Source organism: Stakelama marina, assembly GCF_018122655.1.
GTDB classification, from domain to species: domain Bacteria; phylum Pseudomonadota; class Alphaproteobacteria; order Sphingomonadales; family Sphingomonadaceae; genus Sphingomonas; species Sphingomonas marina.
The window spans coordinates 325761-352605 of sequence record NZ_JAGRQC010000004.1 but is presented as its reverse complement, the minus strand read 5'-3'; the positions used below and the strand labels follow the sequence as shown (position 1 = coordinate 352605).

The window sequence follows — 26845 nt, the reverse complement described above, 5'->3', positions numbered from 1 at the left end:
TCCCCCTGATATTCGCCGCAGGCCGCAATGCCGCGCGCGCGGGGCTCACGCAACTGCCCTTTTCAGCCTTTCGACCAGCCGCTCGCGCGCGGCGAGCGTTTCCGCCCTCCGATCCGTCAGCAGGTCGCGCGCGATGAAGTGACCGGTGATCGCCAGGCCGGCGATGACATCCTCCCACGACGCCTCGCCGCCCCCGCCGCGCAGAAACGCGGGCAACCGCAACAATCGCGCCTCATATCCCGTCGCCGCCGCGCGGCTGACGGCGCCGCCGCTCTTCGGACTGACGAAATCCAGGTCCTCGCTCTCGCCAGTGACGGTGCAGCGGTCGAGCGCCAGACCGAAGCCCAGTTCGGCAAGTATCAGCAGCTCGTATCGCACCAGCGCGACCGCCCAGCCGCGCGCGGCGGGCGCCGCATCGACCGCGTCGATAACCGCGCCCAGCGCCGCGAACAGGCGTGGATAGGGGTGCCGCTCGGGCAATGCCGCAGCGCTCAGCGCCGTCACCCAGTCGAGCGCCGCCGCCGCCAGCGGCTCTCCGTACAGCGGCGCGCGGCTGTCTGTGAGTTCGACCGTCAGCCCCGCCAGTTGTTCGTCGCTGCGCGCACGCCACTCGCCCGTCACCGCATTGGCGGGCTGCAGGACGGGGCGCAGCCGCCGCGAATGCCCGCCGCGGACATAGCCCGCGACCACGCCCGCCTCCTCGGTCAGCGCGCGCACGATCGCGCCGTGTTCGCCATGCGACCGGACCGACAGGATGATGGCGGATGCGCGCAACTGCATGATCGGTGCCTAGCCGCACCGGAATCGCCCGTCACCCCCGTCGGATGCGCGCCACCGCCTTTTGCAGGCCAAGCCGCTCGACAAGCGCCTTTGCACCCGCCACACCGGCATCGAACGCGCCGAGCGCGGCCAGCGCGACCCGGTTGGTCAGGCTCGGCCGCAGCAGCAGCAGATCGACACAATCGACGCCGCCGCTCGCCATCTGGCGCTTGTGCTGCCCCTCGCCCTCGGTGAAGTCGAACCGCGCAAAACGGCCCTCCGCGCATAGGTCGCGGATCGCCTCGAGCTGAAGGACCGCCCCCGGCGACAGCGCGTTGCAGGCCGGATCGTGCCCGACATATTCATAGATCACGTCACGGCCATGAACCGGACAATAGAGATAGGCGGCGGGCATATCGCCGATATGCAGCAGCCATGCGCGCACCTCGTCCGCCGCGCCCATTCGGGCCATGTCGTGCAGGAACTCCGCGTCCTCGGGCAGTCCGGCGTCGAGCAGCCTTTCCTGATAGGTCCGCCGCGATATGCCGCGCGCGACGCCGTGAAATCGCTCCAGCTCGTCGGGCGTGCGGAAGCGCTCGATATGAAGCGCCCCGCCCGACGCCGCCGCCAGTTTCTTCCGCTTTCGCTTCAGTTGCGAGCGCGCATTGCCCGAAAGCTGTGCGAACCACGCGTCGAAACCCGCCGACAGATCGGCGAAATAGCGGCTATAGCGCTGCCGCACGAAGACCAGCTTGCCCTCAGCCGCCGCGACAAGCGCGGGCATCTGGTTGGCGGGTAACGACGTTACGACATATCCGTCGGCACCCGGCGGCAGCGACGGCAGTTGCGGGACACGCCCCGAAAGCGCCTGTTCGAGCGACAGGGGAACGCGCACCAGCCAGCGCGGCACGGTCATCAGCGTCCGCGCGCCGATCCGGAACTGAAGCGGCAACGGCGACGCGGTCGTCACGGGGTGCGTTCCGACACCAGGTTCGACCAGAGCTGTTCGGCCTGGCGCAACCGCGTGCGCATCATATTGGGCTCGAGCGGCGTATCGTCGGGGTCGAGCGTCAGGCGCGGCCGTTCGGCGAAATGCGTCGTGCGCAGCGTTTCGCGCCGTTCGGCCAGCATCTCGCAAAGCGCTTCGAAACGCCGGACATGAACGCCGTTCTGCGCGGTGCCGTCGCGCGTCGCGAGTTCGAAACCGTGGCTGACGATCGTCACCGCGGCATGGTCCTCGCGGTCGGCATGGTCGAGTGCCGCGCGCATTTCCGCCGCCGACAGCGCACAGATCTGAAAGTGGCGCAGGCTGTCCGGCTTGTCCTCGATCAGTGTGACCGGCACCTCGATGATCCCGCAATGGCGGACCGGTGCGATCTGCGTGACCGGCAATCCGATCGCGCTCGGCCACGGATGTTCGGACCCGTTGTGCGAACTGTCGTAGATGAATCCCAGCTCGGCGAGCGCGAGCAGCGTTTCGTCCGACGCCGAATAGCTTCCCGCGCGAAAGGCGACCGGATCGTTGGCGCCTGCCGCGACCAGCAATTCTGCCGCGCCCGCGATCAGGTTGCGCTGCTCGTCACGCGTATGGTCGATCAGTTCGAACCGGCCATGCGCAGCGCCGCCATCGCCGATCTTCGCCCCCGCCCAGTTCGCATGGAGGTGCAGCTGAACCTCCTGCCCGGCCTCAAGGATCGTTTCCACGACGCGCTTGATCGGATCGAGGCCGTACACCAGCGCCGGCATGGGATCGACGAAGAAACACGCCTTCAGCCCATGCCGCCGGAGTTGTTCGAGCTGCCACGTCACGCCCACGCCTGCGGGCTCGAGCGAAAGCTCGGCGATGTCGTCGATCGGCCGTCCCTCGGCATGGTGTCGCCACGCCAGTTCGGTATCGACGGTAAGGAATATCCGTGTCGCCATCCCCCGACCCTAGCGGCCGGGGGTGAACATTCCGCAAAGACCGGCGCGATTTCGTCGAATCAGGGCTTTACACCATATTTGGCATAGCGCTCGTCGATCCGCGGCGACATCAGCCGCGCCGCCGAAAGATCGGCCTCGCCCGCCTTCTTGTCGCCCTGGCGAAGCCGGATGACACCGCGCAGGAACATGCTCGCCGGAAGATCGGGAACAAGGTTCAGCGCGGCATTGAGGTCGGCCAGCGCGTCGTCATACCGGTCCATCTTGAAATAGACCATCGCGCGACTGTCGAGCTGCCCGGCGGGCGATTCGGCCAGTTCGATCGCCTTGGTGCAGTCCTTCAGCGCGGACGGCAGATCGGTCGAGGTCGTCCCCTTTACCCAGCAGCGCTGGTTGAGCAGTTGCGTATTGCCGGGCTTCTTCGCGATCATGGCATCGACCGCCGCGATCGCATCCTGCGGACGCCCGGCGCGTGCGAGCACTTCGGCCTTTTGCGTGATGAGATTGCTCTTGTCGTCGCCGCCCGAGGCAAGCTGTTCGTCGAGCAGCGCCAGCGCCTTGTCGGGCTGGCCCATGTCCGAATAGACGCCGGCGAGTTGCAGTACCGGGCCGGCCGCGCCCGGCTCCAGCTTGCGCGCCGCCTCGATATCCTTGACCGCGGCCTCATGCTCGCCAAGCATCGAGCGTATCGCCGCCCGCGAAAGATAATTGTCGGCGGTCGCGTTCAGCGCGATCGCCTTGTCGTAATCGGCGATTGCCCCCTTCCAGTCGAAGACCTGCGACCGGAAATATGCGCGGTTCAGATAGGATTGCGCATCGTCGGGCTCCTTCTCGATCGCCTTGGCATAGGCAGCCTTCAGCGCGTCGAGCCGTCCGTCGGCGCGGTCCTGCTGAACCTCGGCCCAGCGCGCCGCATAGTCGGCGGGCGCGACACCGCGCAGCAGGTTGGCATTGGCCTTGGCAAGCGCGGCGCGCGTTGCGGCGATGTCCTCGACCGGCAGTTCGCCACCCGCTGAAAGGCTCTTTTCATCGACCTTCATCACGCCGTCTTCGATGGTTGCGGTGCGCGAGAAATGCGTCGTCGCGATTTCCTGCGGCAGCGTCCTGTCGCCTTCGAATGCAAACCCCTTCCCCTTGTCGGGCAGCGCTACGCTCGTATGAACGACAAGGCTCGACGGCCCGCCCATATTGACCGGGATGTCGCGCCAGTCCTGCTTCGCGCGATCGACATCGAAGGTGAAGCCCGACACGACATGGTCGAGGCCGATCTGATAGCGATTGTCCTTCTTGTTCCAGGGGCTGCCGACAATGCCGGAGGCATGCACCGTCGCGACCGCTGCATCGGCGTCGTAATCGACCGAATGATCGGTCATCACCCCGCCATCGATATAGTCGGAGATGATCGATTCGACCATCTGCTCGTTCTTGTCTTCGTCATTCTGCGTTTCGGCCGAATGCACCATATCGGCGAGCGGACCGCGCAGCTTTACCGCGATGGTGTACGGCGTGGGCAGGCTGAGCCCCGCCGTCTGGTCGTAGCGGATCGCGACATCCACCGCGGGCCGCGCGTCGGGGTGGAGCTGGATCGCCAGAAGCCCCGCCCCGTCGCTGCGCAGCGGCAGGACATGGTCGAAATTGGGCGTATCGGTCATGTCGGCCAGCCGGTCGCCGGTGCGCGTACCGTCGAGCCACAGCGTCTCGCCGCCGACCTTCGCGCGGATCAGGACGTGGTCGAACGCCGCCGCGCTCGGCAGCCGCATGGCGACCAGGTCGCCCAGCTTGCTGTTGGCGAGCACCGGCTCGGCCTCGATCCCCATCTTGCGCAGCAGCGCCAGCAGCAGGAGCGACTTCGCCTTGCAGTCGCCATAGCGAAGCTCCCAGGTCTTGGCCGGCGATTGCGGTTCGTAATTGCCGCCGTCCATACCCTTGAAGAGATAGCGTACCTTGTCCTGCACCAGCCGCAATGCGGCGGCGGCGCGAACCTTCGGATCACTGCTCGCCTGCTCGATCTTCGCGACTTCGCGCGCAAGGTCGCTGCCGTCGGCGATCGTTCCGTCGGTCGCATAGAGCGGCGCCATCACCTCGGATACCTGCGCCCAGTCGCCAAAGGTGCTCGCCTCCAGCAGCGGTACCCGGTGGAAGCGCATCGGCGCATCCTTGGGCATGTCCTTTTCCTTGGGCAGCGGCACCGGAAGGTCGAGTATCTCGTATCCGTCCTTTTCCACCGGCTTCGCCTCGACACCGTCGGCGAGCGATTTCCAGTGCAGGTCGAGCGTCTTGGGCCAGGTCAGGCGCGTCCGCGCAAAGCGGATCGGCGCCGGTTTCGCCATCAACTGCATCAGCGCCTGTGCATTGCCGCCCAGTGCGCCATCCTTGCGCGTCGTCGAAACGACCATGCGCAGCACATCACCGACACGCAGCCCCTCGACCGTCATCGTCGCGGTCAGCACGCCGTCGAGCATCAGCTTTTCCATCTGCTGCTCGCGGTGCAGGACCGTGAATTTGGCGCCCTTCGCCAGCAGGTCGATATGCTGGTCGCCGCGAATGATCTCCGCCTTGTGGATAATCAGGTCGCCCTGATCGGGCTGCCACGGAAGCTGTACGGTGCCCGCCTGATTGAGCATCTGCATCGAATTGATGCGGATCGCGGTGTCGCGATATTCCCAGACGGTTCCGTTCTCGATCCGGTCCTGCTGGTCGAATGTCTGCAGAATCGGCGAACTGTCGTCGAGCTTCGCGCCGTCGACCGGCGGCGCCGCTACGACCCAGTCGGGCGCGGGTGCATATTTGGGCGTCTCGCTCGCCAACGCGACACTCGAACTCGAAACCAGCAGCATCGCTGCGGCGATTTTCAATTTCACCGATTATTCCCCCTTGAGCTCCCGTGTGCCAGCCTAGCGCCGGGCGAGCCGGTGACAAGGGAGATTACGCGGCCAACATGCTCAACGGGCGTGGTAAAAATCGTAAACCTGGCGCGCGACCGCGGTGCTGACGCCGGGCGCGCGCTGCAAATCCTCGAGGCTCGCATTTCGCACCGCCCGCGCGGTGCCGAAATGCATCAGCAGCGCCTTTTTGCGCGCCGGGCCGATCCCCGGCACCTCGTCGAGCGGGCTCGCGCCCATCGCCTTTGCGCGCTTCTGCCGGTGCGCGCCGATCGCGAAGCGGTGGACCTCGTCGCGCAACCGCTGGAGGTAGAACAGCACCGGCGAATTGGTCGGCAGCGTCAGCTCGCGCCCGTCCATCAGGTGAAACACCTCGCGCCCCTCGCGGCCGTGATGCGGCCCCTTGGCCACGCCGATCAGGCAGACATCCTCGATCCCCATATCCTCGAGCACCTCGCGCGCGGCATTGAGCTGCCCGCGCCCGCCGTCGATCAGCACCAGATCGGGCCAGTCGCCGGCATCGCGGTCGGGATCGTCCTTCAGCGCGCGGGCGAAGCGGCGCGAAAACACCTCACGCATCATCGCGAAATCGTCGTCGGTCGCCGCCTGCTTGATGTTGAACTTGCGGTACTGGTTCTTGCGGAACCCCTCCGGCCCCGCGACGACCATCGCGCCCAGCGCATTGGTGCCCTGGATATGGCTGTTGTCGTAGAGTTCGATCCGGTCGGGCGGCTCACCGAGGTCGAACAGGTCGGCGACCTCGCGCAGCAGCTTCGCCTGCGTCGTCGATTCGGCCATGCGCCGGTCGAGCGCCTCTTCGGCATTGCGCTTCGCCTGATCGAGCAGCCGCTTGCGCGTGCCTCGCTGCGGCACCGACAGCGCGACCTTGTACCCCGCGCGCTCGCCCAGCGCCTCGCCGAGCAGTTCGCCTTCCTCGAGATTGCGGTCGAGCAGGATCGTCTTGGGCGGTGGCACCTGTTCGTAGAACTGGGTGAGGAAGCTCGCCATCACCTCGTCCTCGGGCACGTCGGCGGTATGCGCGGGGAAGAAACTGCGATGCCCCCAATTCTGCCCGCCACGAATGAAGAAGGCCTGGATGCCGATCGTGCCTTCCTTGCACGCCAGCGCGAAGATATCGGCGTCGCCCACCCCCTCGGCATTGATCGCCTGGCTGCCCTGGATGAAGGTCAGCGCGCGCAGCCGGTCGCGCAGGATCGCCGCCAGTTCGAAATCGAGCGCTTCCGACGCCGCCTCCATCTGCGCGCCGAGCTTCGCCTGCACCTGGGTCGACTTGCCGGCGAGGAAGTCCTTCGCGTCGCGGACCAGCTCGCCATATTCATCCTCGCCGATCCGCCCCACGCACGGCGCCGAGCAGCGCTTGATCTGGTAGAGCAGGCACGGCCGGTCGCGATTGCTGAAAAAGCTGTCGGTGCAGCTGCGCAGCAGGAACAGCTTCTGCAGCGCGTTGAGCGTTCGGTTGACCGATCCGGCGCTCGCGAAGGGCCCGTAATAATTGCCCTTCGCCCGCCGCGCGCCGCGATGCTTCTGGATGCGCGGAAAATCATGATCGGCGCGCAGCAGGATGAAGGGAAAGCTTTTGTCGTCGCGCAGCAGCACATTGTACGCGGGCCGGTAGCGCTTGATGAGCTGCGCCTCGAGCAGCAGCGCCTCGGCCTCGTTGTTGGTGGTGACGATCGTCATCGACCGCGTCTGCGCGACCATCCGCTGCAACCGCCGCGGCAGCCGGTTGACCTGCGTATAGTTGGTCACGCGGTTCTTCAGCGCGCGCGCCTTGCCGACATACAGCACATCGCCGCGCGCATCGTGCATCCGGTACACGCCGGGCCGCGCGGGCAACGTCTTCAGCACATTGCGGATCGCCGCCACCCCGGCCTCGATATCGGGCTTCCCCGCCCCGCGCACGGTATAGGTCTGCTTCTCCTCGTTGAAGCGCGAGGCGGCGTTGGGCAGATCGGGTCGGTCGGCTTTGCTGGGCGGCATGGCGGTCAATGTAGGAAGAATTGCGGCGCAGTCACGCGGGCGGATTCGGTCACTCGATCGGGCGCTTGTTGTCGAGCAGATCGTCCTCGGGGCCTTCGGCGCGTTCTTCGGCGACCAGCTTTTCGATATGCGCTTCGGGCGCGGTGTCCTGCGCTTCGGCACCAGTCTCCGCCTTTACAGGCGCCGGTTTCGTCCCGCCCGCGCCCTCGACGCCCTTCAGCGGCAGTGGCGCGCCTTCATCGAAGCGCAGGCGATAAATCGGCTCGGGCAGCGCGAATCCGGCGTCTTCCAGTGCCGATTTCACCGTCTGGATGGCGACGCTGCGCCCCTTGAAGAAATCGGTGCGCGTCTGATCCACCCATCCATAGAAACGCAGCACGATATTCGAATCGCCGACATCCTGGATGATCGCGCTCGCCTTGGGTTCGTCGAGGACGAAGTCGATGTCGCGCAGCGCCTTCAGCCCTACCGCCATGCCATCGACCGGATTGTCATCGGCATCGACCCCCAGATCGAACTGAAAGCGCCGTTCGGGGTTGCGCGTATAGTTCAGGATCACCGCCTTGAAGACGACGCTGTTGGGAATGCGAAGGTGATTTCCGTCGAGCGTCATCAGCACCGTCGCGCGCGACGTCAGCCGCACCACGCGCCCCTCGCTTCCCTCGATCACGACATGATCGTTGGCGCGAAACGGCTGACGCAAGCTCAGCATCAGACTGGAGACATAATTGTCGACCGTATCGCGCACGGCAAACCCAAGCGCGATACCGATCACCCCCGCCCCGCCCAGAACCGCGCCCAGCAGCGCCGTCGCGCCGAGCAGCTCTAGCGCCGCGACCAGCCCCAGGATGACGAAAACGAACCGGATCGATGTCTGGACCAGTTCGGCAAGAAAGCTGTTGGGCGTCACCCAGCGCCAGAACCGCTCCCGCGCGGCGATAAGATACCCCAGCAGCGCGATCAGCACCGCGATCGCCAGTGCCACGCCGATCAGCGGCAGCGCGCGCACCAGCCCGCGCAGATCGTCGCGGAGCTGGCCCAGCACGGGCGAGATATTCTGGTTCACCGCAAGGTTGCGCGAAAGCTGGTTCTGGACGGTCACGACCCCCGAAACGCGCCCGGCAATCGCCTCGGCCTTCTGGACATCGGCCGCGGTCGGCACCGTGCCGCTCAGCGTCACCACGCCCTGCGACGCCTGTACCGTGACACCGGTCAGCGCATCGATCTGCGAAAAGATTCCGCGAATACGCTCGGCAATCGCCGCGTCCTGCTGCCCCGCCGGTTTCGCCTCGATCGTCGATGTCGCCTGCGGCGGCGCAGAGGCGGCCTGATTCTGCAACAATTGCGCAGAAGCACCGGACGCGCCCGTCACCAGCGCCAGAAAAAGAAGCAAAGCCCGCAGCATCGCCCCGATCATGCCCGATCGGAAGCGCGCTGATAAGGCCGAAACGGGATGCGCCGTCGGCGTCCGGAAATTACCGGCGATACGAACCCGATTTTTCCCCGCAGGCGAAGAATCCACGCTAACAAATGTTCCGGGGGGTGATTCGTGTTTGGGCCGTATTTCAACAATTTCGCCAGGCGGCCTGAGCCGAGATGAACATGCTCGATCCGGCAAACCTGCCCTTTGCGGTAGCGCTTGCGCTGATGCTGATGCTCGCGCTCAGCCAGCTCATCGGGCTCGGCGATATGCTTGGTGGTGCCGACACCGATATCGATGTCGATATGGGCGCCGACATGCCCGAAAGCGGCAGCATTCCCGACGGCATGTTGACGTTGCTGGGTCTTGGGCGATTGCCGCTGATGATGTGGCTCGCGCTGCTCCTGTTCCTGTTCGCAGCGCTGGGTAGCGGAATACAGGCTGTGGCGACGCATCTCGCGGGTGCCCCTTTCTCACCGCTGCCCGCTGCGCTGCTCGCGCTCGTTCCGGCAGTGCCCCTGACCGGAATCCTGGCCCGTCCGCTTTCGCGGGTCATGCCGCACGACGAAACGACCGCGGTCGGCCTCGACACGCTGATCGGTCGGCGCGGCGTCATCGTCATCGGCCGCGCGACTGCGGGTTCCGCGGCACGCGCGCGCGTCGTCGATCGATACGGGCAACCGCATCACGTCATGGTCGAACCGCATGATCGCGACGCCGTTCTGGCGGAGGAGGCGCAGGTTCTGATGGTCCGCCGCGACGGGGAGACATTCTTCGCCGTCGCGCTCGACGACAACCCTTTTACGACACGATAATTCGCAGAAACGGGGAGCAATAAATGTTCGGGAGTGTAGTTGATATCGCGATCTGGGCGGGGGCGATATTCCTTGTCCTGGTGATTTTCGCGATCACGATCACCAGGCTCTATCGCCGCGCCACGAAGGAGGTCGGGTTCGTCCGTACCGGCTTCGGCGGAGAACGCGTGGTGATGAACGGCGGCGCGCTCGTTCTGCCGGTGCTTCACGAAACGATGCCGGTCAACATGAACACCGTCCGGTTGGCGGTGGAGCGCAAGAATACCGACGCGCTCATCACGCTCGACCGCTTGCGCATCGACGTGAAGGCCGAATTCTACGTCCGCGTGCGCCCTGACGCGGGCTCGATCGCGATGGCGGCACAAACGCTCGGCCAGCGAACGATGAACCCGGAGGCGTTGAAAGACCTTGTCGAGGGCAAGTTTGTCGATGCGCTGCGCTCGGTCGCGGCGGGCATGACGATGAACGAACTGCACGAACAGCGCGCCGAATTCGTCCAGAAGGTGCAGCAGGTGTCGTCGAACGACCTGTCGATGAACGGTCTCGAACTCGAATCGGTTTCGCTGACCGGGCTCGACCAGACCTCGATCGAACATTTCAACGCCAACAACGCCTTCGACGCCGAAGGTCTGACCAAGCTGACCGAGCAGATCGAGGCGCGCAAGAAGCTGCGCAACGACATCGAACAGGACACGCGCGTCCAGATCGAGACCAAGAATCTCGAGGCCGACAAGATGTCGTTCGACATCTCGCGCGACAATGAATTCGCACGCCTCGATCAGGAGCGCGAGGTAGAGGTAAGGCGCGCCGAACAGGCCGCCGAAGTCGCCCGCCAGCAGGCTATCCGCAATCAGGAAGCCGAATCCGCACGCATCGAGGCGAAGCGCGAGATCGACGGCCGTCAGATCGAGGCAGACCGCCAGGTCGAGGAAGCACGGATCAAACAGGCCAAGGCGCTCGAAATCGCCAGGCAGGAACAGCAGATCGCGATCCAGAACAAAAGCCGCGAGGAAAGCCAGGCGCGCGCCGAAGCCGATGACGCGCGCGCCAAGGCAGTCGCCGCCGAAGAAGCCGTGACTACGGCGCGTGACACCGAGATCGCCGACCGTGAAAAGCGCATCGAACTGATCGAGGCATCGAAGGCGGCCGAGCGCGAGGCGATCCGAGTCCGGGTCGAGGCGGAGGCGGAGCGCGATGCCGCAACCAACCGCGCAGAAGCCGCCAAGCTGGAAGCGGAAGGCGAAGCCGAATCGGCCAAATTGCGCGCCGAGGCAGACCGTGTCCGCTTCGAGGTCGAAGCAGCAGGCCAGCGCGCGGTCAACGAAGCGGCCAACATTCTGTCCGACGGGCAGATCTCGCTTCAGACCAAGCTGGCGCTTCTCAAGGTACTTCCGGAACTGGTGCGCGAATCCGCCAAGCCGATGGAGGCGATCGACTCGATCAAGATCGTGCAGGTCGACGGGCTTACGCGGCAGTCAGGAAACGGCGTCGCGGCTGGCGGCATCGGGGGTGCTTCCGGCAGCGGCAACCTCGCCAGCGATGCCGTCGCAGCGGCTCTGGCTTATCGCGCCCAGGCGCCGGTGCTCGACGGGCTGATGAAGGAACTCGGTCTCGACGGCAGCTCGCTGGCAAACATGGTCGAAGGACCGGCTGGCACTTCCGTGCATACCGCGCCCGAAAGCGATAGCGCGAACGATGATGGTTCGGGCGACAATGACCAGACGCCGCAGATCGACGGCGAAACCGAAACGGACCAGCGAACCGGCTCCTAGGAACCTGTGCGGCGGGGGTTCAGCGACCCTCGCCGCCAGCCGTTGCGGTGTCGTCGCCCTGCTTGGCCCCGATTGCCTTTAGATCGGTCTGGACCTTCAGCAACAGCTCGTCGGTCAGCTGGCCGCCGGTCTTGGGTTGGAGCTGGCGCAGGCTAAGCGTCTTGAACTTGTCGTAATTCTCGTCGGTGCTGAGGCCGGGCATGTCCTTGTCGAGCACTGCCCTGGCGCGCTTGTCGGCGACCAGCAGCATGATCGGCGTGTCGATCGAATAGGCAGATGCCAGCTTGTCGCTCGCGGCCTTTTCGACCGCTGCATCCTGTTCGTCGGCTGCGAGCATGTCGTTGACCGCGCTCGCCGCGGGATCGGATGCGCTCGTGCTCGCCTCGGCCTCGCCTTCGGTCTTGGCGTCGGCCTGGACATCGCTGTCGGCCGCTGGCGTATCCGCTGCCTCCGCAGGACGGTCGAGATCCAGTTCCAACGGAGCACGCGGCGCCTTTGCGGTGTCGGAGACGGTTTGCGCCGCGGCGGGCGTAGCGAGCGCTGCCAGCAGCGAAGCGGTGATGAAGGCCTTCATGGTTCGCGTCTCCTTTTCGCGTTCGCGCCCTTCGACGGCTGGCGCGATCGTGCACCGGCACAAAGCGCGGCGCGGGGGCAAAAGGTTCACCCCTGCGCGAACAATTTGGTGCCGACCACGCCGATTACGGTCACCGCCATGAAGACCGCCTGAATGGTGCCGACCTTGTCACCAAAGACGATCACGCCGCCGATAATCACGCCGACGGCACCCAGCCCGGTCCACACCGCATAGGCGGTACCGGCGGGGATTCCGCGCATGGCGAGCGCGAGCAGTCCCATGTTCAGAAACGACAACAGGATCGGCACCGACGACGCCTGCCACGTCGCCTGCATCGCCGCCCATTTCAGGCTGAGCGCCCAGCAGATTTCGGTAAATACCGCGATGAAGAGGATCGTCCATGCCATGGATAGGCTCCCGACACGGGCTCGTCATGGGAATCGCGCCGCCGCCGGAAACCCGTAAAGAGGCGGCGCGCGAAGGGATGGGCAGCGGATCGCCGCCCACCGGGATCAATTGACGCGGTTCAGACCCGCGATGGTGCGGTCGACCAGCACCTTGTCGGCGGCGCGTCCGTGCTTTTCGGCAATGATCCGCCCGGCAGCGGCGGTGGCCGCCTCGACCGCCTTGGCGCGAACATCGGCAATCGCCTGACGCTCGGATGCCTCGATCTTGTCCTCGGCCATCTTGGCGCGGCGCGCGGTCAGTTCAGCGGCGTCCTTTTCGGCCTTGGCGAGCATCGCCTTGGCCTCTTCCTGCGCGTGCGCGACGATCGCCTCGGCGTCGCCCGCGCTCGCGGCGTGGCGCTTCTTCGCCTCGGCGAGCAGCGCTTCGGCCTCGGCACGGATGCCCCGCGCCTCATCGAGCTGGCTCTTCGCCTCCGCGATCTTCGCGTCGAGCGCATTCACCAGCATCTTCGGCATCTTGAAGACGGTCGCGGCCAGGATCAGGAAGATCGTGATGCCGACATAGACCCAGCCCTCGGCGCTCAGGCCGAGCAGCGTGGGGCCGTGCTCGCCATGCTCCACCGCCCCGTTGGCTTCGGTGGTCGCGACAACATGTCCGGTATCGACGGTCATAACGTCCTCAAGCCAGCGCCGCGCGCGCCGCGGAACTGGCCTCGGCCTCGTCCGGGCGGGTGCCGGTCAGCTTTTCCACGATGGCGGCGGCTGCCTCGGCGGCGACCGCCTCGATCTCGCCCACCGCCTTGGCTCGCGCTTCTTCCAGCGAGGCCTCGGCGGCATCCATCTTCTTGTTCAGCTCGGCATTGGTCTCGGCGAGCTTCGCTTCGATCGCCTTGGCCGCCTCGCTGCGGGCATCGGCCAGCCGGGCGCGCGCCTGCTCCTGCGCGGACGCGACGCCGGCTTCATATTCCGCCTGGATGCGGTCGGCCTCTGCCTTGGCATTCCCGGCGGTGTCGAGGTCGCCCATGATCTGATTTTCGCGGGCATCGATCGTCCGCCCAAGCCGCGGCAGCGTCGTCTTCACGATCCCGAAATACAGGATCGCGAATGCGACGACGAGCCACACCATCTGGGGGAGGAAATTTGCCGGTTCAAACTGAGGCATGGGTCAGACCTTCGGCCGTTCTCGTGTCTCTGCTCAGCCCGCGAAGGCGAGGTAGAGCGCGACAACCGCGGCGATCAGGCCGAGCGCCTCGACCACGGCGAAGCCCAGGAACAGGCGGCCGGCGATGCGCGGCTCGGCATCGGGATTGCGGAACGCGCCGAGGACGTGCGAACCGAAGATGTAGCCCACGCCGATGCCGGCGAGACCCGCACCCATCGCCGCAAGGCCGGCGCCGATATATTTTGCTGCTTCTGCGTCCATTTTCGATACCCTTTTCGTAAAAGTAGGTTGCTTGGATTAGTGAAGGTTGATCGCGTCGTTCAGATAGATCGACGCCAGAAGCGCGAACACATAGGCCTGGATCAGCGCGATCAGAAGCTCGAGCGCGGACAGCGCGACGTTGACCGCCAGCGGCACCGCGCCAAAGACATAGGGCAGCGCGCCGAACGAACCCAGCGACACGACGAAGGTGCCGAACACCTTCAGCAGCACGTGGCCGGCGGTCATGTTGGCGAACAGCCGGATGGCGAGCGTGAACGGGCGCACCAGGAAGCTCACCACCTCGATCGGCATGATGAACAGCGCGAGCGGCCACGCCATGCCCTTGGGCCAGAAGAAGGTGAAGAAGTGCAGACCGTGCTTCACCAGGCCGACGATCACGACGATCGAGAACACGATGAGCGCGAGCGCCAGCGTGACGGCGATATGGCTGGTCGGCGTGAACGAGCCGACCCACGGAATGAGGCCGAGCAGGTTGCAGGCCAGCACGAACACGAAGATCGAGAAGATCAGCGGGACGTAGGTCTTGCCCTTCGGCCCGACATTTTCATCGACCACGCCGACGACGAAGTCATAGACATATTCGAGCGCGGCCTGCCAGCGGCCCGGAACGAGCTGCGGCTTGATGGTGCCGACGACCATGAACACCGCGACCACGCCCAGCGCGATCAGCATCCACAGCGCGGAATTGGTGAACGACACGTCGTAACCGGAGACGCTGAGCGGATGCAGCGTCTTGATCGCGAACTGTTCCATCGGGTTGTTGGCGGACATGGGTCTTTATGGCCCTATTGTTCGTCGTTGGTGAAATCGGTGTCGAACTGCTTCGACGTCGCCATGGCGCGGCGCAGTCCGGCAGCAAAACCCAGTGCGAGAAACACGATCATCAGCCACGGTGCCGTGTTGAGCCACTTGTCGAGCAGAAGTCCGATGACAGCGCCGACGATGACCGCGCCGACAAACTCGATTCCCACGGCCCAGCCGCGCGTCTCCGCCCGCCCTTCGGCGGCGTGCAGCGCACCCGAACTGTGCGCATGCTTCGCCTTGGCATCGGCGATGCGCTTTTCGAGATCGTCAGTTCCGTTCTGGCGGTCGTCTGCCAACGCTTTGTAATCCTGATATGAAAATGCCGCCGCTCCAAGGGGCGGCGACAGCATTCATCGCGGGCCGCGCCCTCGATGCCTGGATCGTTTAGGAAGCGCGCGCGGGCGAGTCAACCTTCGGGTGGTGTGTCCCGGCGTGCCGCTACGGAAAGCGGCGCCGGGACACATCGGATCAGTTGGGGCAGCTCGAATCGAGCTGCGGCGCCCCCGATCCGCGCGTCGTCCACTGGCCCGACGGGGTCATGTATTTCTCACCGGGAGAGGTGCGCTGGATGGCCTTGCAGCCGCCGACGAACGCCGCCTGTTCAAGCGTCGTGTTCTGCGCCTGCGCCGCCTGCGTATAGACCGCGCGGCGCTGGATATTGATGTCGTTGACCAGCTTGCGCAGCTCGGGTGTGGCCGATCCGACAATGCCCAGATAGCCGTCGGGCCGTTCGCCCACCGTCCCCGCCTTGCGCGCCGCGGCATATTCGGGCGAACGCTGCGCCTGGGCGATGCCTGCGCTGCCCAGGACGACGCCTGCGGCGGCGAAAGCGGTCAAAATCTTCATTCGCGTCTTCATCAGAAAATCCCCGGATTCTGGTCGATCAGGTTCGTCATTTCCTTGTCCAGCTTATACACCACTTCCTGGCTGATATGGACATTCAGGTTGATTTCGATCGGCTTGTCGGGCGCATTCACCGTCACACAGCCGCTCGTCATCGTCGCGCTTGCGGCAAGCGTCAGAATTGCCGCGATTCGGAACGGACGTCCTTCTCCCATCATCTTCACTCTTCGTATCATGGCATATCCTCGCTTTCGGCGGGCTGAACACGCTTGTCAGCTTGCGGAGCGTCCTGTTCGCGCTTCGCCTGCGCCGCCTTGCGTTCTTGCTCGATAAGCGCGGGCAGCTTCGACGTGTCCAGCTTGCTGGGGTCGTAATAGGCTTGGATCGAATGGAGCAGCTGGCGGAACGGCGCCTCGATCCGGATATTGAATATGAACGGCAGCTTGGCCAGCCGGCGGATCAGGAAGTTGCTCTTCGCACCCTCCCCCTGTTTCACGCCGCGGAACTTGATCTGCGTGACCATCTCGCCCGCCAGCGGACCGTTCATGGTGATCTTCAGGTCGTCATAGCGCAGCGCGCGCAGCGCCTGGAACGCCATATTGCCCCATGTACCGAGGTCCTTCTGCGTGATCTCGCCGGTATAGGCGAGCGAACCGCCGCCGGTGCGCGTTTCCAGATGCCCGCCTTCGATACGCCCGCCATTTTCATCGAATATCATCGGCAGGACGCCGTCGAACGTTCCGGTCGCGGTGATGTTCGACAGGTCGAAGCGCTGGACGAACTGCGCGGCATCGACTCCCTTCAGGCGGAAGGTCAGCCGCCGCTCGCGCGACTGGCCGAAATCGAGCGTCGTGGGGTCGAGCGTCAGCTCGCCGCCGGCAAAGGGCCAGCTTGCGCTGTCAATCCGCACCCGCTGGTCGGGCAGCAGCTTGTACCGGATCTCGCCGTCATCGACCGCGATCCCGGTATTGATCTCCGCAACCGTCGCGACCTGATCCGGCGCGCTGACGAGGCCCAGCAGGTCGGTGAAATGAACCTTGGTCGAAAGCCCCTTCACGGGGCCGAAAGCGGCGGCAAGGTCGGTTCCGGCCGTCTGGAAATCGCCGCTGCTGCGAACGCCGGCGCTGTCCCATTCGATATGCCCGTGGCCCGACAGCGTGCCCTGCACATTGGCGACCACGCCAAAGGTCAGCGGCGTGATGTCGCTCGGCTGCACCGTGTCGCCAAAGGTGATGCCGGGCACCGCCAGGTCGGCATGGCCGGTGCCGTCGGACAGGTCGTGCGCGATCTGCACATCGGTGACCTTCACACCGCTGTCCGGCACCTTCAGCACTCCGCCGGCGCTGATATCGCTGTTCACCAGCGTCATCGTGAAATCGTCGCTTTCAAGCGTGTTGAACCGCTTGTTGTCGGTCTGCGCGTCGTCGATCTTCAGCCCGCCGGTCAGCGTCAGCTTGCCGCCGGCCAGCCGCCAGTCGCCCGCCGCGTCCGACATCAGCAGTGGAACATTGCCGATCTGCCCCGCACCGCCTGCGAAACTGCCCGCCACCGCGCCGCCTGCGATTCTGCCGGTCAGATGGCCGACATCGATCCGCGTGACGCTGTCCTGTCCAAGGCGTGCCGCGACGTCGCTCAGCGTGAAGCCGTTGTCGGTGAAGCGGAACGCCGAGCCGCTTGCCGCCAGCGTCAGCGGCGTGCTGCCGATCCGTCCGGTCAGGTCGGGGCTGGCGATACGTGCGCCGCCGCCGATCCGCGATCCGTCGACGCGCAGCAGCGCCCCGTCCTGCGGGCAGACGGTGAAGCGTGCCTTGTCGAGCACCAGCCCCGAAATCGCGAGCCGGTCGAACCCCATCGGCACGCATTTGCGGTTCACGGTCAGGCGCGCACCGCCGTTCCAATATCCCGAAAGCGGCAGCGACAGCTTGTCGACGCCACCATTGCCGAGCGGACCGGTAAGCGTCGCGCGTGTCGAGAAACGGGTGTTGCCGTCAGGCGCCGCGCTGAATTCGACCGGTGTCAGCGCCAGCCGCGCGCCGTTCGCCGAATAGGGCTGGACGATCGCGGTACCGGACACGGGCCCGCCCGGCGCCGTCTGCGCCAGCCGGATCGCCGCTTCGGGCAGGTCGCCGCCCGACATCGCCAGCACGCCGTCGAGCGTCAGCCCTGCATCGGGCCAGCGATAACGAATGCCCCGGCCGCCCGACAAGGTGACCTGCGCCCCGCTTCTCGCATCGAAGGTCAGCCGCGACACGCCGATCTCGCCGCGCTGTCCGGTCAGGCCGGCGGTTAGTTCCGCGCGCACCTCGGCAGACCTGCCCGCCACGGCAACGGCACGCGTCAGCCGGTCGACCAGCGGCCCGACCGGCGTGCCCTGCGCACCGCCGCCAAGCGCCGCGACACGGTCGATCGCGGCCTGCGACAGCCGGGCGCCGCCGGCATGGACATTGCCGACGAAACGATTGCCCGCGCTGCCCGCGACATAGCGTCCCGATATGTCGAGCGACGCGCCCGAAAGCTGCGGCGCGGCAAAGCGCCTGCTCGCCAGTTCGACGGTACCCTTGGTCCGCTGCGGCCCGCCATCGAAGGTCACGTCGCCCGACAGGTTGCGCGCCTTGCCCTGGGGCATCGACAGCAGCGCCGCGCCGATCGTCGTGCTTCCGCGCCACCGGTCGAGCGCTTCGCCAAGCGTCGCATCGACATTCGCCGCCGCCCGGTTCAACGCGACGTCGCCGCATTTCGCCTCGGTCGCGCGGACCGGGCCTTTCAGCGACGGCTGCCCGTCGGCGATCGACACCGCGACCGAGGCGACGGCGCGCTCGACCGCGCAGCCGCCGGCATCGAGATGCTCGGCCACCGCGGCCAGCCGCCCCGCAAACCCGTCGTTCAGCACACCGCTTCCGGCGACCTTCAGCCCGACCGTGCCCGCCGGCGTCTCCAACCGCATCCGTGCATCGGCCACCGACACGTCGAGTGCGGGAAGCGCGAACGGCTTGCCCGTCGGCGGCGGCAACAGCTTGTCGATCGCGCCCAGCGACAGCTTGCCCCCGGACAGCCGCCCATGCAGCCGGACATGCCCTGCGCGAAGCCCCGTCACCGACGCGCCCGAAAGCCCGACATCGGTATCGACCTCGACCCAGTCGGCGACAAGGTCGGGGTGCGCCGGATCGCCGATCACGACATTGGTCAGGCGCTGCGTCGACAGGCCCAGCTCGGCGATGTGATAGCGCGCGGGCACGCCGCGCCGTTCGAGTTCGTTGCGCACGAAATGGTTGGCGATCGGCTTGCGCTGCAACCACAGTCCGGCGAGCAGGACGACCAGCACCGCTCCGACGATCGCGAGGACGCGGGCAAGGCGCGACACACCGCGGCGGCCGCGCGCGTCGGAAACGGCTTCCGGCTCGTCGTCGATTTTCGCCGTCTCGCCGTCTTCCACCCGAATTACGCCTCGAACGTCTTCAATTTGCGACCCTTAGGTCAAATGCGCGCGATTGCACAGTTTCGCTGCAAAGCCTAATCCAGAGCGGCAATGGGGGTTCCACGCGACGACAATGCCGGCCACCGCGCCCGGCTTCGCGAGCGGCTGCTGGGCCGCGGCGGCGATACGCTGCTCGACCATGAACTGGTCGAATATCTGCTCGCGCTCGCCATTCCGCGCCGCGATACCAAGCCGCTCGCCAAGGAATTGCTGCGCGAATTCGGTGGTATCGCCGGGCTCCTGACCGCCGATGCGCAGGCGATCGCACGCGTGCCGGGCATGGGCGACACCTCGGTCGCGGCGATCAAGATCGCGCACGCGGCGGCGCTGCGGCTCGTCCGCTCCGAAGTCGCCGAGCGGCCGGTACTCGGCAACTGGCAGGCGCTGCTCGACTATCTTCGCGCCGCGATGGCACACCAGCCGGTCGAACATGTCCGCGTCCTCCACCTCAATTCGCGCAACATGCTGATCCGCGACGAACTGATGAGCGAGGGTTCGATCGACGAAGCGGCGGTCTATACGCGAGAGGTCATCCGCCGCGCGATCGACTTCGGATCGGCGGCGATCATCCTCGTCCACAATCACCCCAGCGGCGATCCGTCGCCCAGCCGCGCCGATATCGAAGTGACCCGCGCCATCGCCGATGCGGGAAAGCGGCTCGGCATCGCGGTTCACGACCATCTCATCATCGGCACCGAAGGCCATGCCAGCTTGCGCGCGATGGGGCTGATCTGACGAAAAGGGTCGCCGGCCCCGTTGTGGAGCCGACGACCCTTTGGAAAAGTCATCCGTTGCAGTGCCCGGCCTCAGGCGCCGCCTTCGGGATCGGTTTCATTGTCCATGGCATCGGTGCCGTTGTCCGAATCGTCCTCGGTCGCGTTCGCGCCGGGATCTTCGGGTGTCGCCGCCGTTGCCGGAGTAGCGGGCGTGGCGGGGACCGCGGAAGTGTCGTTTTCGGGATCGGCAGGTGTCGCGGGCGTTGCGGGCACTGCCGGGGTCGCAGGCATAGCCTGGGTCGGCGCGGCCTGGGGCTGCATATGGTGGCCCATATCCTGGCCCGTCGTCGATTGCGCCATCGCAGGTCCGGCGACAGCGATCGCTCCGGCGGCAAGCACATATTTCAACATGATATCGTCTCCATATTGGTCCACGTTACGCCTGTGTCGGCGTTGCCCCCGTGACGAACATCGCGGTCAATGCGGCGATGGCGTTTCCCGATCCGCCTGACGAGTGCCGGCGCGCACCGTCCGGCGCGGATTTGCCAGCATCCAGCGGCCGGCGTTGCGGAATCGCGATGGATCGAACGCTGCCAGTGGCTCGACGACCGATTGAAGCCCGGTCGGGGTGGTGCTAGCGGGTCCGCCAGCCCATCCACCGTCAGGAAATATCATGGTCCCCCGCTACGCCCGCGCCGACATGACCGCGATCTGGTCGCCCGAATCGAAATACGCGATCTGGTTCGAGATCGAGGCGCATGCGACGCAGGCGCTCGCCGATCTCGGCGTCGTTCCGCAATCGGCGGCGAAAGCGCTGTGGGACTGGTGGGCGACCAAGCCGACGATCGACGTCGCGGCGATCGACGCGATCGAGGCGGTGACCAAGCACGACGTCATCGCGTTCCTGACCTGGGTGGCCGAACAGGTCGGCGACGAAGCGCGCTTCATGCACCAGGGCATGACCAGCTCCGACGTGCTCGACACCTGCCTCGCGGTGCAGCTCGCGCGCGCCGCCGACATCCTGCTCGCCGATCTCGACACACTGCTCGAAACGCTCAAGCGCCGCGCCGAGGAGCATAAATACACCCCCACCATCGGCCGCAGCCACGGCATCCATGCCGAACCCGTCACCTTCGGCCTCAAGATGGCGGAGGCCTATGCCGAGTTCGCGCGCAACCGCGACCGGCTGACGGCCGCGCGCGCCGATGTCGCGACCTGCGCCATCTCGGGCGCGGTCGGCACCTTCGCCAATATCGACCCGCGCGTGGAAGCGCATGTCGCTGACAAGCTCGGCCTGACCGTCGAGCCGGTGTCGACGCAGGTCATCCCGCGCGACCGCCACGCGATGTTTTTCGCCACATTGGGCGTCGTCGCCTCGTCGATCGAGCGCCTGTCGGTCGAGGTCCGCCATCTCCAGCGCACCGAAGTGCTCGAGGCGGAGGAATATTTCTCGCCCGGCCAGAAGGGCTCGTCGGCTATGCCGCACAAGCGCAATCCGGTGCTGACCGAGAACCTCACCGGTCTCGCGCGCATGGTGCGCGGCTATGTCACGCCCGCGCTCGAAAACGTCGCCTTGTGGCACGAGCGCGATATCAGCCATTCGTCGGTCGAGCGCTATATCGGCCCCGACGCGACGATCACGCTCGACTTCGCGCTCGCGCGGCTCAACGGCGTGATGGACAAGCTCGTCGTCTATCCCGCGCGCATGCAGAAGAATCTGGATCGCATGGGCGGGCTCGTCCATTCGCAGCGCGTGCTGCTCGCCCTCACCCAGGCCGGCGTCAGCCGCGAGGACGCCTATCGCCTCGTCCAGCGCAACGCGATGAAGGTCTGGGAATCGGACGGCGAACTGTCGCTGCTCGACCTGCTAAAGGCTGACGATGAAGTAACCGCCGCGCTGCCCGCGGAAGAGATCGAGGCGCGCTTCGACCTCGATTATCACTTCAAGCATGTCGATACGATCTTCGACCGGGTGTTCGCCTGAACGCCGCGCACTCCGCGCTCAGAACCGGCACCCGCGCCGAGCACGAAGCGCTCGATACACTGTTCGCCCGGTTCGATCTTGCCGAGCGCGACAGCTATGCGCGCTTCCTCGCGGCGCATGCCGAATGCGTATTGCCGCTCGAAGCCGCGCTCGATGCAGCCGGCGCAGCCCAGCTTGTCGAGGACTGGCCCGAACGCCGGCGTGGAGACGCGCTCCTCGACGATCTGTCGCGGCTCGACTGTATGTTGCCGGTCCTTGACCAGATGCAAGTTGCTGGAACCAGCGAAATCGCCGGAACGCTCTATGTCCTCGAAGGATCAAGACTAGGCGGTCGCTTTTTGGCGCGGCGCGTTCCCGACAACTTGCCCAGCAATTATCTTGATTTACATCAATCGCCCGACAAATGGCGAACTTTGCTGGCCAAACTTGATTCGTTACTGTACCAACCTGCCGAATTATCAAACGCTGTCGCCGTCGCACGATCGGTCTTTCGCCGCTTCGACGCCGCCGGACGGAGGTGGCTGGCGAAAGAGTAAGCGTGGCTTCCACAGATTTCGAAGTAGATCTCACCAATTGCGACCGCGAACCGATCCACCAGCTTGGTGCGATCCAGTCGTTCGGCTTTCTTGTCGCGCTCTCTTCGGATTGGCTGATCCGACGGGTATCGGCGAACGCGGCCGAGTTTTTCGGTGCCGCCGCCGAAGATATGCTCGGCACGAACCTTTCCGACCATATGCCGGGCGATACCGTCCACGCGCTTCGCAACCGGCTGACGTTGCTGCGCGGCGCTGATGCGGTGGAGCGCGTGTTCGGCCTTCCGATCGACGCCGACCATCCCGACCGGACGTTCGATTTCGCGGTCCACATGACCGACGGTTTGATTATCGTCGAAGGCGAACCCTCCGCCGAAACATCGGATGCCGACACGGCCAGCGTCATCCGCGCGATGATGTCGCGCCTCGATGCGACCGAGGAACTTCCCGCCTTCTACCGCGAAGGCGCTCGCCAGATCCGAGCGCTCACCGGGTTCGACCGCGTCATGGTCTATCGCTTCGACCCCGACGGCTCGGGCTATGTCGTCGCAGAAGCGGCACGGTCGGGCATCGGCAGCTTTCTGGGGCTGCGCTATCCGGCGAGCGACATTCCGCAACAGGCGCGCAAGCTATACGTCCGCACGCCGTTCCGCATCATCGTCGATGTTGCCGACACGCCGGTTCCGATCGTGCCCCAGCGCGATGAGAAGGGCGAGCCGATCGATCTCTCGCTATCGGTCCTGCGCTCGGTCTCGCCGATCCATATCGAATATCTCACCAATATGGGTGTCGGCGCGTCGCTGTCGATCTCGATCATCGTCGAGGGCAAACTATGGGGGCTGTTCGCCTGTCACCATTACAGCGCGCGTCGCCCCGATTTCGAACGCCGCTCGATCGCCGAACTGTTCGGTCACATGTTCGCGCTCAAGCTGGAAAGCCGCGAACGCCAGGCGCTCTCGGCCTATGAACGTGGAGCGCGCGAAACGAGCGACCGGCTGCTCGCGGCGATAGCCGGCGATGCAAGCCTGCTCGACGATCCCGAATGGCTCGGCTCGATGCTGGGCGAAACGGTGCCGTGCGACGGCGTCGCGATCTGGATCGACGGCAAGGTCGCGCACAGCGGCACGGTTGCCCCGCGCGATGCGTTGCCGACGATCGTCCGCCGCCTCAACGCGATGGCCGCCGGCGAAGTGTTCGCGACCGATCATCTCTCCGGACTGATCCCCGATGCCGAACGCTATTCGGACGTCGCCGCCGGTCTGCTCGCCATTCCGATCTCGCGGTCGCCGCGCGATTATGTGCTGCTGTTCCGGCAGGAAAAGGTCCGCACCGTCAACTGGGCCGGCGATCCGCACAAACCCGCCAGCTACGGCGAACACGGCGCGCGCCTCACCCCGCGAAAGAGCTTCGAGGCATGGCAGGAGGAGGTCCGGGGGCGGTCCGAACCCTTCACCCCGTCCGAGCGCCGCGTGGCGGAGATGCTGCGCGCCTCGCTGATCGAGGTCGTGCTGCGCCTGTCCGACGAGGCACGCGACGAGCGTCGCCGCGCGTCCGAGCGGCAGGAACTGCTGATCGCCGAACTCAACCACCGCGTGCGCAACATTCTCAGCCTGATTCGCGGTCTCGTCCGCCAGAGCCGCCATGCCGATGCCGATCCGGCCGCCTATGTCGCGCTGCTCGAAGGGCGCATCGAAGCGCTCGCGCGGGCGCATGACCAGATCACGCGCGACAACTGGTCGGCAGCCCCGCTCAAGCGGCTTATCGAAACCGAGGCCGCGGCCTATCTCGGCCAGCGCGTGTCGCGGCTCAACCTGTCGGGCGAAAATATCCTGCTCCACCCGCAGGCCTTTTCGACGATGGCGCTGGTGCTGCACGAGCTGATGACCAACTCGGCCAAATATGGCGCGTTGTCGGACAGCGGCTCGATCGACGTCCACTGGCTGCTCGACGAGCATGGCGATTGCCGGATCGAATGGCGCGAACAGGGCGGTCCCCCGGTGCAGGCGCCGACGCGGCAGGGCTTCGGCAGCACGATCATCCAGCGCTCGATCCCCTATGACCTCGGCGGCAAGGCCGATGTCCGCTACCCGCTGACCGGGTTCGAGGCCGATTTCTGCATCCCCGAACGCCATATCGTTGTCGATACCGGCGGCGCGCCGCCTGCGCACGGCCCGTGCGAGAGCGAACGCCACGCGGAAACCGGTTCGGCCGAGGCCCTGATCGACGGCACCGCCCTGCTCGTCGAGGACAGCCTCATCATCGCCATGGATGCCGAGGATATTCTGACCGGCCTGGGCGCATCGCGCGTCGTCACCGCCGCAACCGTTGCCGAGGCGATGCGCGAGATCGAACGGAGCGACCTTTCGCTGGCGGTCCTCGACGTCAATCTGGGCAACGAGAACAGCCTGCCCGTCGCCGCCGCGCTACACGAAGCGGGCATCCCCTTCCTGTTCGCGACGGGCTATGGCGAACAGTTCGAGGTTCCCGCGATCCACGGCGACGTTCCGGTGCTGCAAAAACCCTATACCGCCACCAATTTCGCCCAGGCGCTCTCCGAAATGCTCGGCAGATAGGCAAGAGCCTAGGGGGCGACGGCGGCGCTAACCAAGATCGCTACCGCCCCCGCCGAGCACGCCGCGCTTCATCGCCAGCCACAACAGCCACGCGCCGAAGCCGCAACCGACGATCAGTCCGGCAAGCGACGCTTCCGGCCCGAAGGCGCCGCCCGACAGCCATTCGGGTACGCCCGGAACCGGCTGCGTCGACAGCGGTCCGCCCGCGAAGCCGCCGGTCCCCGAAACCGCCGCGCCGAAAATCCAGCCTTGCGTGAAGTTCCACCCGGCATGCACGCCGATCGACATCCATGCTCGCCCGGTCAGGATGTAGAAGGTCGCGAGCATCACGCCCGCCTCGACCGCGATGCACAGCGCCGCGAACAGCGACGAATTCTCGTTGGTCAGATGCACCAGCCCGAAGACCAGTGCCGACAGCGCCAGCGCCGGCCACACGCCCGCCGCGCGCCATAACAGCCGGAAAAGGACGAGGCGGAACAACAGTTCCTCGAGCCCGCCCGATTCGACCGAAAGCCCGACCGCACCCCAGATGCCGCGCACCGGCTGCGGCGTCACCGTCGCCCATCCGGCGACGCTCATGATCGTCACCGCGATCGCCATCATGCCCGCGCCGATCGCCAGCCCGCCGAGCAAATCGGGCACCAGCCAGCGCGGCGAGAGTTCGGACGGCTTTCGCTGTTCGCCCAGATGCACCATCAGCGCGTAGATCAGCAGAGCGCCGACCACGCCGAGGCTGTATCCGAAGGCCGCGGCCATGCCGCCCGGCTCGCGCAGCGCCGCCGGATCGAACGGCTGACCCAGAAGCCCCGCCGCAATGCCAAAGCCGAGCGCGGTAACGATCGTGAAGACCAGCGTCACCGCCACCCCCATCGCGATCAGCCAGCCGATCGCGCGCAGCCAGCGCAGCTTGCCCGGCTTCAAGACCTTGGCATTCCCCAGTGCAACCAGTCGCGCCATTCATTCCCCCTACGCTTCGAACCCGGCGTGCATATCACTGGCACCCCGCCTTGCCATCTGCCAAAGATCGTTACCGATGTCGCGCCCACGCCCCCTGACCGACGGAGAAACCGCGCTCGCCGCGTCGATCTTCGGCGATGCGATCGATTATGGCGAGGCGCGCGTCGCCAACGCCAAATGGGCATTCTTCCAGCCGCGCCGCGTCACGATGGCGCCGATGGGCTGCATCCATTTCCACCCCGGGGGCGGCCTCTACCGCGACGATTTCGCCGACGCGCCGCTTGGCCTGCAAGGACTGTTCATCCACGAAATGACGCATGTCTGGCAGGCACAGACGCGCGGCCGCTGGTACCTGCCGCTGATGCGCCATCCCTTTTGCCGCTATGATTATGCCATCCGCCCGGGCTGGCCGCTCGAACGCTATGGTATCGAGCAACAGGCCGAAATCGTCCGCCACGCCTTTCTGCTGAAAAACGGTGCAGCCGTCCGCGGCGCGCCGGAGGCCGAGCGCTACCGCGCGATCCTGCCTTTCGCGCCGCGCTGATCCCCGCCTAGTGCGTCGTCGGCTCGGGCGGTTGCGGCGGCTGAGGCGGCTCGGGTGCTTCGGGCGGGCGCGGTGGGCCGGCCTGGCCGAAGATCCGGTCGAACGCCGCCGTCATCGCCGCACCGGCGATTCCCATCGCCTGCCCGGCGACCCGCGCGCCCATTTCCTCGGGGCTTTCCCCCCGCCCTGCTCCGTCCGAGCTCTCGCGTTCCGACCGTTCGCGCTCGGCGCGGCGTTCGCTGTGCCGCTTCGCCATCGCAGTGCCAGCAGCGATCAGCCCTGCCGCCATCAGTTCGCGCGCCATCGGCGTATCGACCTGCGCGAGCAGCTTGCCGCCCTTCTTGCGGATTTCCTTCGGGATCTTCACCCCGCCGATATATTTGGGAAGCTTCTTCGCCTTCTTCTTTTCCTTGCCCATCACG

The 26845-nt window shown here is 65.9% G+C and carries 26 protein-coding genes; 7 read left to right on the top strand and 19 right to left on the bottom strand.

Annotated elements, in window-relative coordinates; translation table 11 throughout:
- Positions 1 to 45 precede the first annotated feature (45 nt).
- The 6 genes from recO to J7S20_RS14335 all read right to left on the bottom strand — a co-directional run bounded on the left by recO (position 46) and on the right by J7S20_RS14335 (position 8967).
- Positions 46 to 780, bottom strand: coding sequence for a DNA repair protein RecO (recO, locus tag J7S20_RS14360; RefSeq protein ID WP_284054923.1), 735 nt, complete (start codon positions 778 to 780; stop codon positions 46 to 48).
- Between the two features lie 31 nt (positions 781 to 811).
- Positions 812 to 1729, bottom strand: coding sequence for a GNAT family N-acetyltransferase (locus J7S20_RS14355; protein ID WP_284054922.1), 918 nt, complete (start codon positions 1727 to 1729; stop codon positions 812 to 814).
- The gene (locus tag J7S20_RS14350; protein ID WP_284054921.1) at positions 1726 to 2682 is read right to left on the bottom strand and encodes a polysaccharide deacetylase family protein; all 957 of its coding nucleotides are present in this window, start codon (positions 2680 to 2682) and stop codon (positions 1726 to 1728) included. The genes J7S20_RS14355 and J7S20_RS14350 overlap by 4 nt, the downstream gene beginning before the upstream one ends.
- Before the next feature lie 59 nt (positions 2683 to 2741).
- Positions 2742 to 5540: a tetratricopeptide repeat protein gene (locus tag J7S20_RS14345; protein ID WP_284054920.1), complete on the bottom strand. Its 2799-nt coding sequence runs from the start codon at positions 5538 to 5540 to the stop codon at positions 2742 to 2744.
- A gap of 81 nt (positions 5541 to 5621) precedes the next feature.
- A complete protein-coding gene (gene uvrC, locus J7S20_RS14340) occupies positions 5622 to 7562 on the bottom strand; it encodes an excinuclease ABC subunit UvrC (protein ID WP_284054919.1) in 1941 nt (646 codons plus the stop codon).
- A gap of 49 nt (positions 7563 to 7611) precedes the next feature.
- Positions 7612 to 8967: a BON domain-containing protein gene (locus tag J7S20_RS14335; protein ID WP_284054918.1), complete on the bottom strand. Its 1356-nt coding sequence runs from the start codon at positions 8965 to 8967 to the stop codon at positions 7612 to 7614.
- 197 nt (positions 8968 to 9164) lie between these two features.
- Here J7S20_RS14335 and J7S20_RS14330 point away from each other — a divergent pair, with 197 nt between their 5' ends.
- Together J7S20_RS14330 and J7S20_RS14325 are read left to right on the top strand one after the other, a co-directional pair.
- Entirely contained in the window at positions 9165 to 9797 is a 633-nt protein-coding gene (locus J7S20_RS14330) for an OB-fold-containig protein (protein ID WP_284054917.1), read from the top strand.
- A 23-nt stretch (positions 9798 to 9820) separates the two neighbouring features.
- Entirely contained in the window at positions 9821 to 11569 is a 1749-nt protein-coding gene (locus J7S20_RS14325; RefSeq protein ID WP_284054916.1) for a flotillin family protein, read from the top strand.
- Between the two features lie 19 nt (positions 11570 to 11588).
- Here J7S20_RS14325 and J7S20_RS14320 read toward each other — a convergent pair whose 3' ends face one another.
- From J7S20_RS14320 to J7S20_RS14275, 10 genes are all read right to left on the bottom strand, one after another.
- Entirely contained in the window at positions 11589 to 12143 is a 555-nt protein-coding gene (locus tag J7S20_RS14320; RefSeq protein WP_284054915.1) for a hypothetical protein, read from the bottom strand.
- An 86-nt stretch (positions 12144 to 12229) separates the two neighbouring features.
- Positions 12230 to 12550 carry a DMT family transporter gene (locus tag J7S20_RS14315; RefSeq protein WP_284054914.1) on the bottom strand — a complete coding sequence of 107 codons (321 nt, stop codon included), beginning with the start codon at positions 12548 to 12550 and terminating at the stop codon, positions 12230 to 12232.
- Between the two features lie 105 nt (positions 12551 to 12655).
- Positions 12656 to 13222 carry a F0F1 ATP synthase subunit B family protein gene (locus J7S20_RS14310; protein WP_284054913.1) on the bottom strand — a complete coding sequence of 189 codons (567 nt, stop codon included), beginning with the start codon at positions 13220 to 13222 and terminating at the stop codon, positions 12656 to 12658.
- 7 nt (positions 13223 to 13229) lie between these two features.
- Positions 13230 to 13712, bottom strand: a complete 483-nt coding sequence (locus tag J7S20_RS14305; RefSeq protein WP_284054912.1) for a F0F1 ATP synthase subunit B — start codon at positions 13710 to 13712, stop codon at positions 13230 to 13232.
- A gap of 33 nt (positions 13713 to 13745) precedes the next feature.
- Complete coding sequence (gene atpE, locus J7S20_RS14300; RefSeq protein WP_284054911.1) at positions 13746 to 13973, bottom strand: ATP synthase F0 subunit C; 228 nt, start codon at positions 13971 to 13973, stop codon at positions 13746 to 13748.
- Between the two features lie 36 nt (positions 13974 to 14009).
- A complete protein-coding gene (locus tag J7S20_RS14295; RefSeq protein ID WP_284054910.1) occupies positions 14010 to 14765 on the bottom strand; it encodes a F0F1 ATP synthase subunit A in 756 nt (251 codons plus the stop codon).
- A 14-nt stretch (positions 14766 to 14779) separates the two neighbouring features.
- On the bottom strand, positions 14780 to 15094 hold the full coding sequence (locus J7S20_RS14290; RefSeq protein ID WP_284054909.1) for an AtpZ/AtpI family protein: 315 nt from the start codon (positions 15092 to 15094) through the stop codon (positions 14780 to 14782).
- Between the two features lie 172 nt (positions 15095 to 15266).
- Complete coding sequence (locus tag J7S20_RS14285) at positions 15267 to 15656, bottom strand: YdbL family probable chaperone protein (protein ID WP_284054908.1); 390 nt, start codon at positions 15654 to 15656, stop codon at positions 15267 to 15269.
- Positions 15656 to 15877 carry a YnbE family lipoprotein gene (locus tag J7S20_RS14280; RefSeq protein WP_284054907.1) on the bottom strand — a complete coding sequence of 74 codons (222 nt, stop codon included), beginning with the start codon at positions 15875 to 15877 and terminating at the stop codon, positions 15656 to 15658. Before J7S20_RS14280 ends, J7S20_RS14285 begins: the two co-directional genes overlap by 1 nt.
- Positions 15874 to 19074: an intermembrane phospholipid transport YdbH family protein gene (locus J7S20_RS14275; protein WP_284054906.1), complete on the bottom strand. Its 3201-nt coding sequence runs from the start codon at positions 19072 to 19074 to the stop codon at positions 15874 to 15876. Before J7S20_RS14275 ends, J7S20_RS14280 begins: the two co-directional genes overlap by 4 nt.
- 93 nt (positions 19075 to 19167) lie before the next feature.
- Here J7S20_RS14275 and radC point away from each other — a divergent pair, with 93 nt between their 5' ends.
- Positions 19168 to 19851: a RadC family protein gene (radC, locus tag J7S20_RS14270; RefSeq protein ID WP_284054905.1), complete on the top strand. Its 684-nt coding sequence runs from the start codon at positions 19168 to 19170 to the stop codon at positions 19849 to 19851.
- A 71-nt stretch (positions 19852 to 19922) separates the two neighbouring features.
- On the opposite strand, the gene J7S20_RS14265 is transcribed toward radC, so the two are convergent.
- Positions 19923 to 20243 (bottom strand): hypothetical protein, encoded by a 321-nt coding sequence (locus tag J7S20_RS14265; protein ID WP_284054904.1) that lies wholly within the window; start codon positions 20241 to 20243, stop codon positions 19923 to 19925.
- Positions 20244 to 20505: 262 nt separating this feature from the next.
- On the opposite strand from J7S20_RS14265, the gene purB reads away from it, so the two are divergent.
- From purB to J7S20_RS14250, 3 genes are all read left to right on the top strand, one after another.
- On the top strand, positions 20506 to 21816 hold the full coding sequence (gene purB, locus J7S20_RS14260) for an adenylosuccinate lyase (protein WP_284054903.1): 1311 nt from the start codon (positions 20506 to 20508) through the stop codon (positions 21814 to 21816).
- 131 nt (positions 21817 to 21947) lie between these two features.
- Positions 21948 to 22352 (top strand): biliverdin-producing heme oxygenase, encoded by a 405-nt coding sequence (locus tag J7S20_RS14255; protein WP_284054902.1) that lies wholly within the window; start codon positions 21948 to 21950, stop codon positions 22350 to 22352.
- Between the two features lie 2 nt (positions 22353 to 22354).
- Positions 22355 to 24922, top strand: a complete 2568-nt coding sequence (locus J7S20_RS14250; protein ID WP_284054901.1) for an HWE histidine kinase domain-containing protein — start codon at positions 22355 to 22357, stop codon at positions 24920 to 24922.
- Between the two features lie 27 nt (positions 24923 to 24949).
- On the opposite strand, the gene J7S20_RS14245 is transcribed toward J7S20_RS14250, so the two are convergent.
- The gene (locus tag J7S20_RS14245) at positions 24950 to 25879 is read right to left on the bottom strand and encodes a CPBP family intramembrane glutamic endopeptidase (RefSeq protein WP_284054900.1); all 930 of its coding nucleotides are present in this window, start codon (positions 25877 to 25879) and stop codon (positions 24950 to 24952) included.
- A gap of 76 nt (positions 25880 to 25955) precedes the next feature.
- Between J7S20_RS14245 and J7S20_RS14240 the strand changes: the two genes are divergently transcribed.
- Entirely contained in the window at positions 25956 to 26423 is a 468-nt protein-coding gene (locus tag J7S20_RS14240; protein ID WP_284054899.1) for a vgr related protein, read from the top strand.
- Between the two features lie 7 nt (positions 26424 to 26430).
- On the opposite strand, the gene J7S20_RS14235 is transcribed toward J7S20_RS14240, so the two are convergent.
- Positions 26431 to 26841, bottom strand: a complete 411-nt coding sequence (locus J7S20_RS14235) for a hypothetical protein (RefSeq protein ID WP_284054898.1) — start codon at positions 26839 to 26841, stop codon at positions 26431 to 26433.
- Positions 26842 to 26845: the final 4 nt, after the last annotated feature.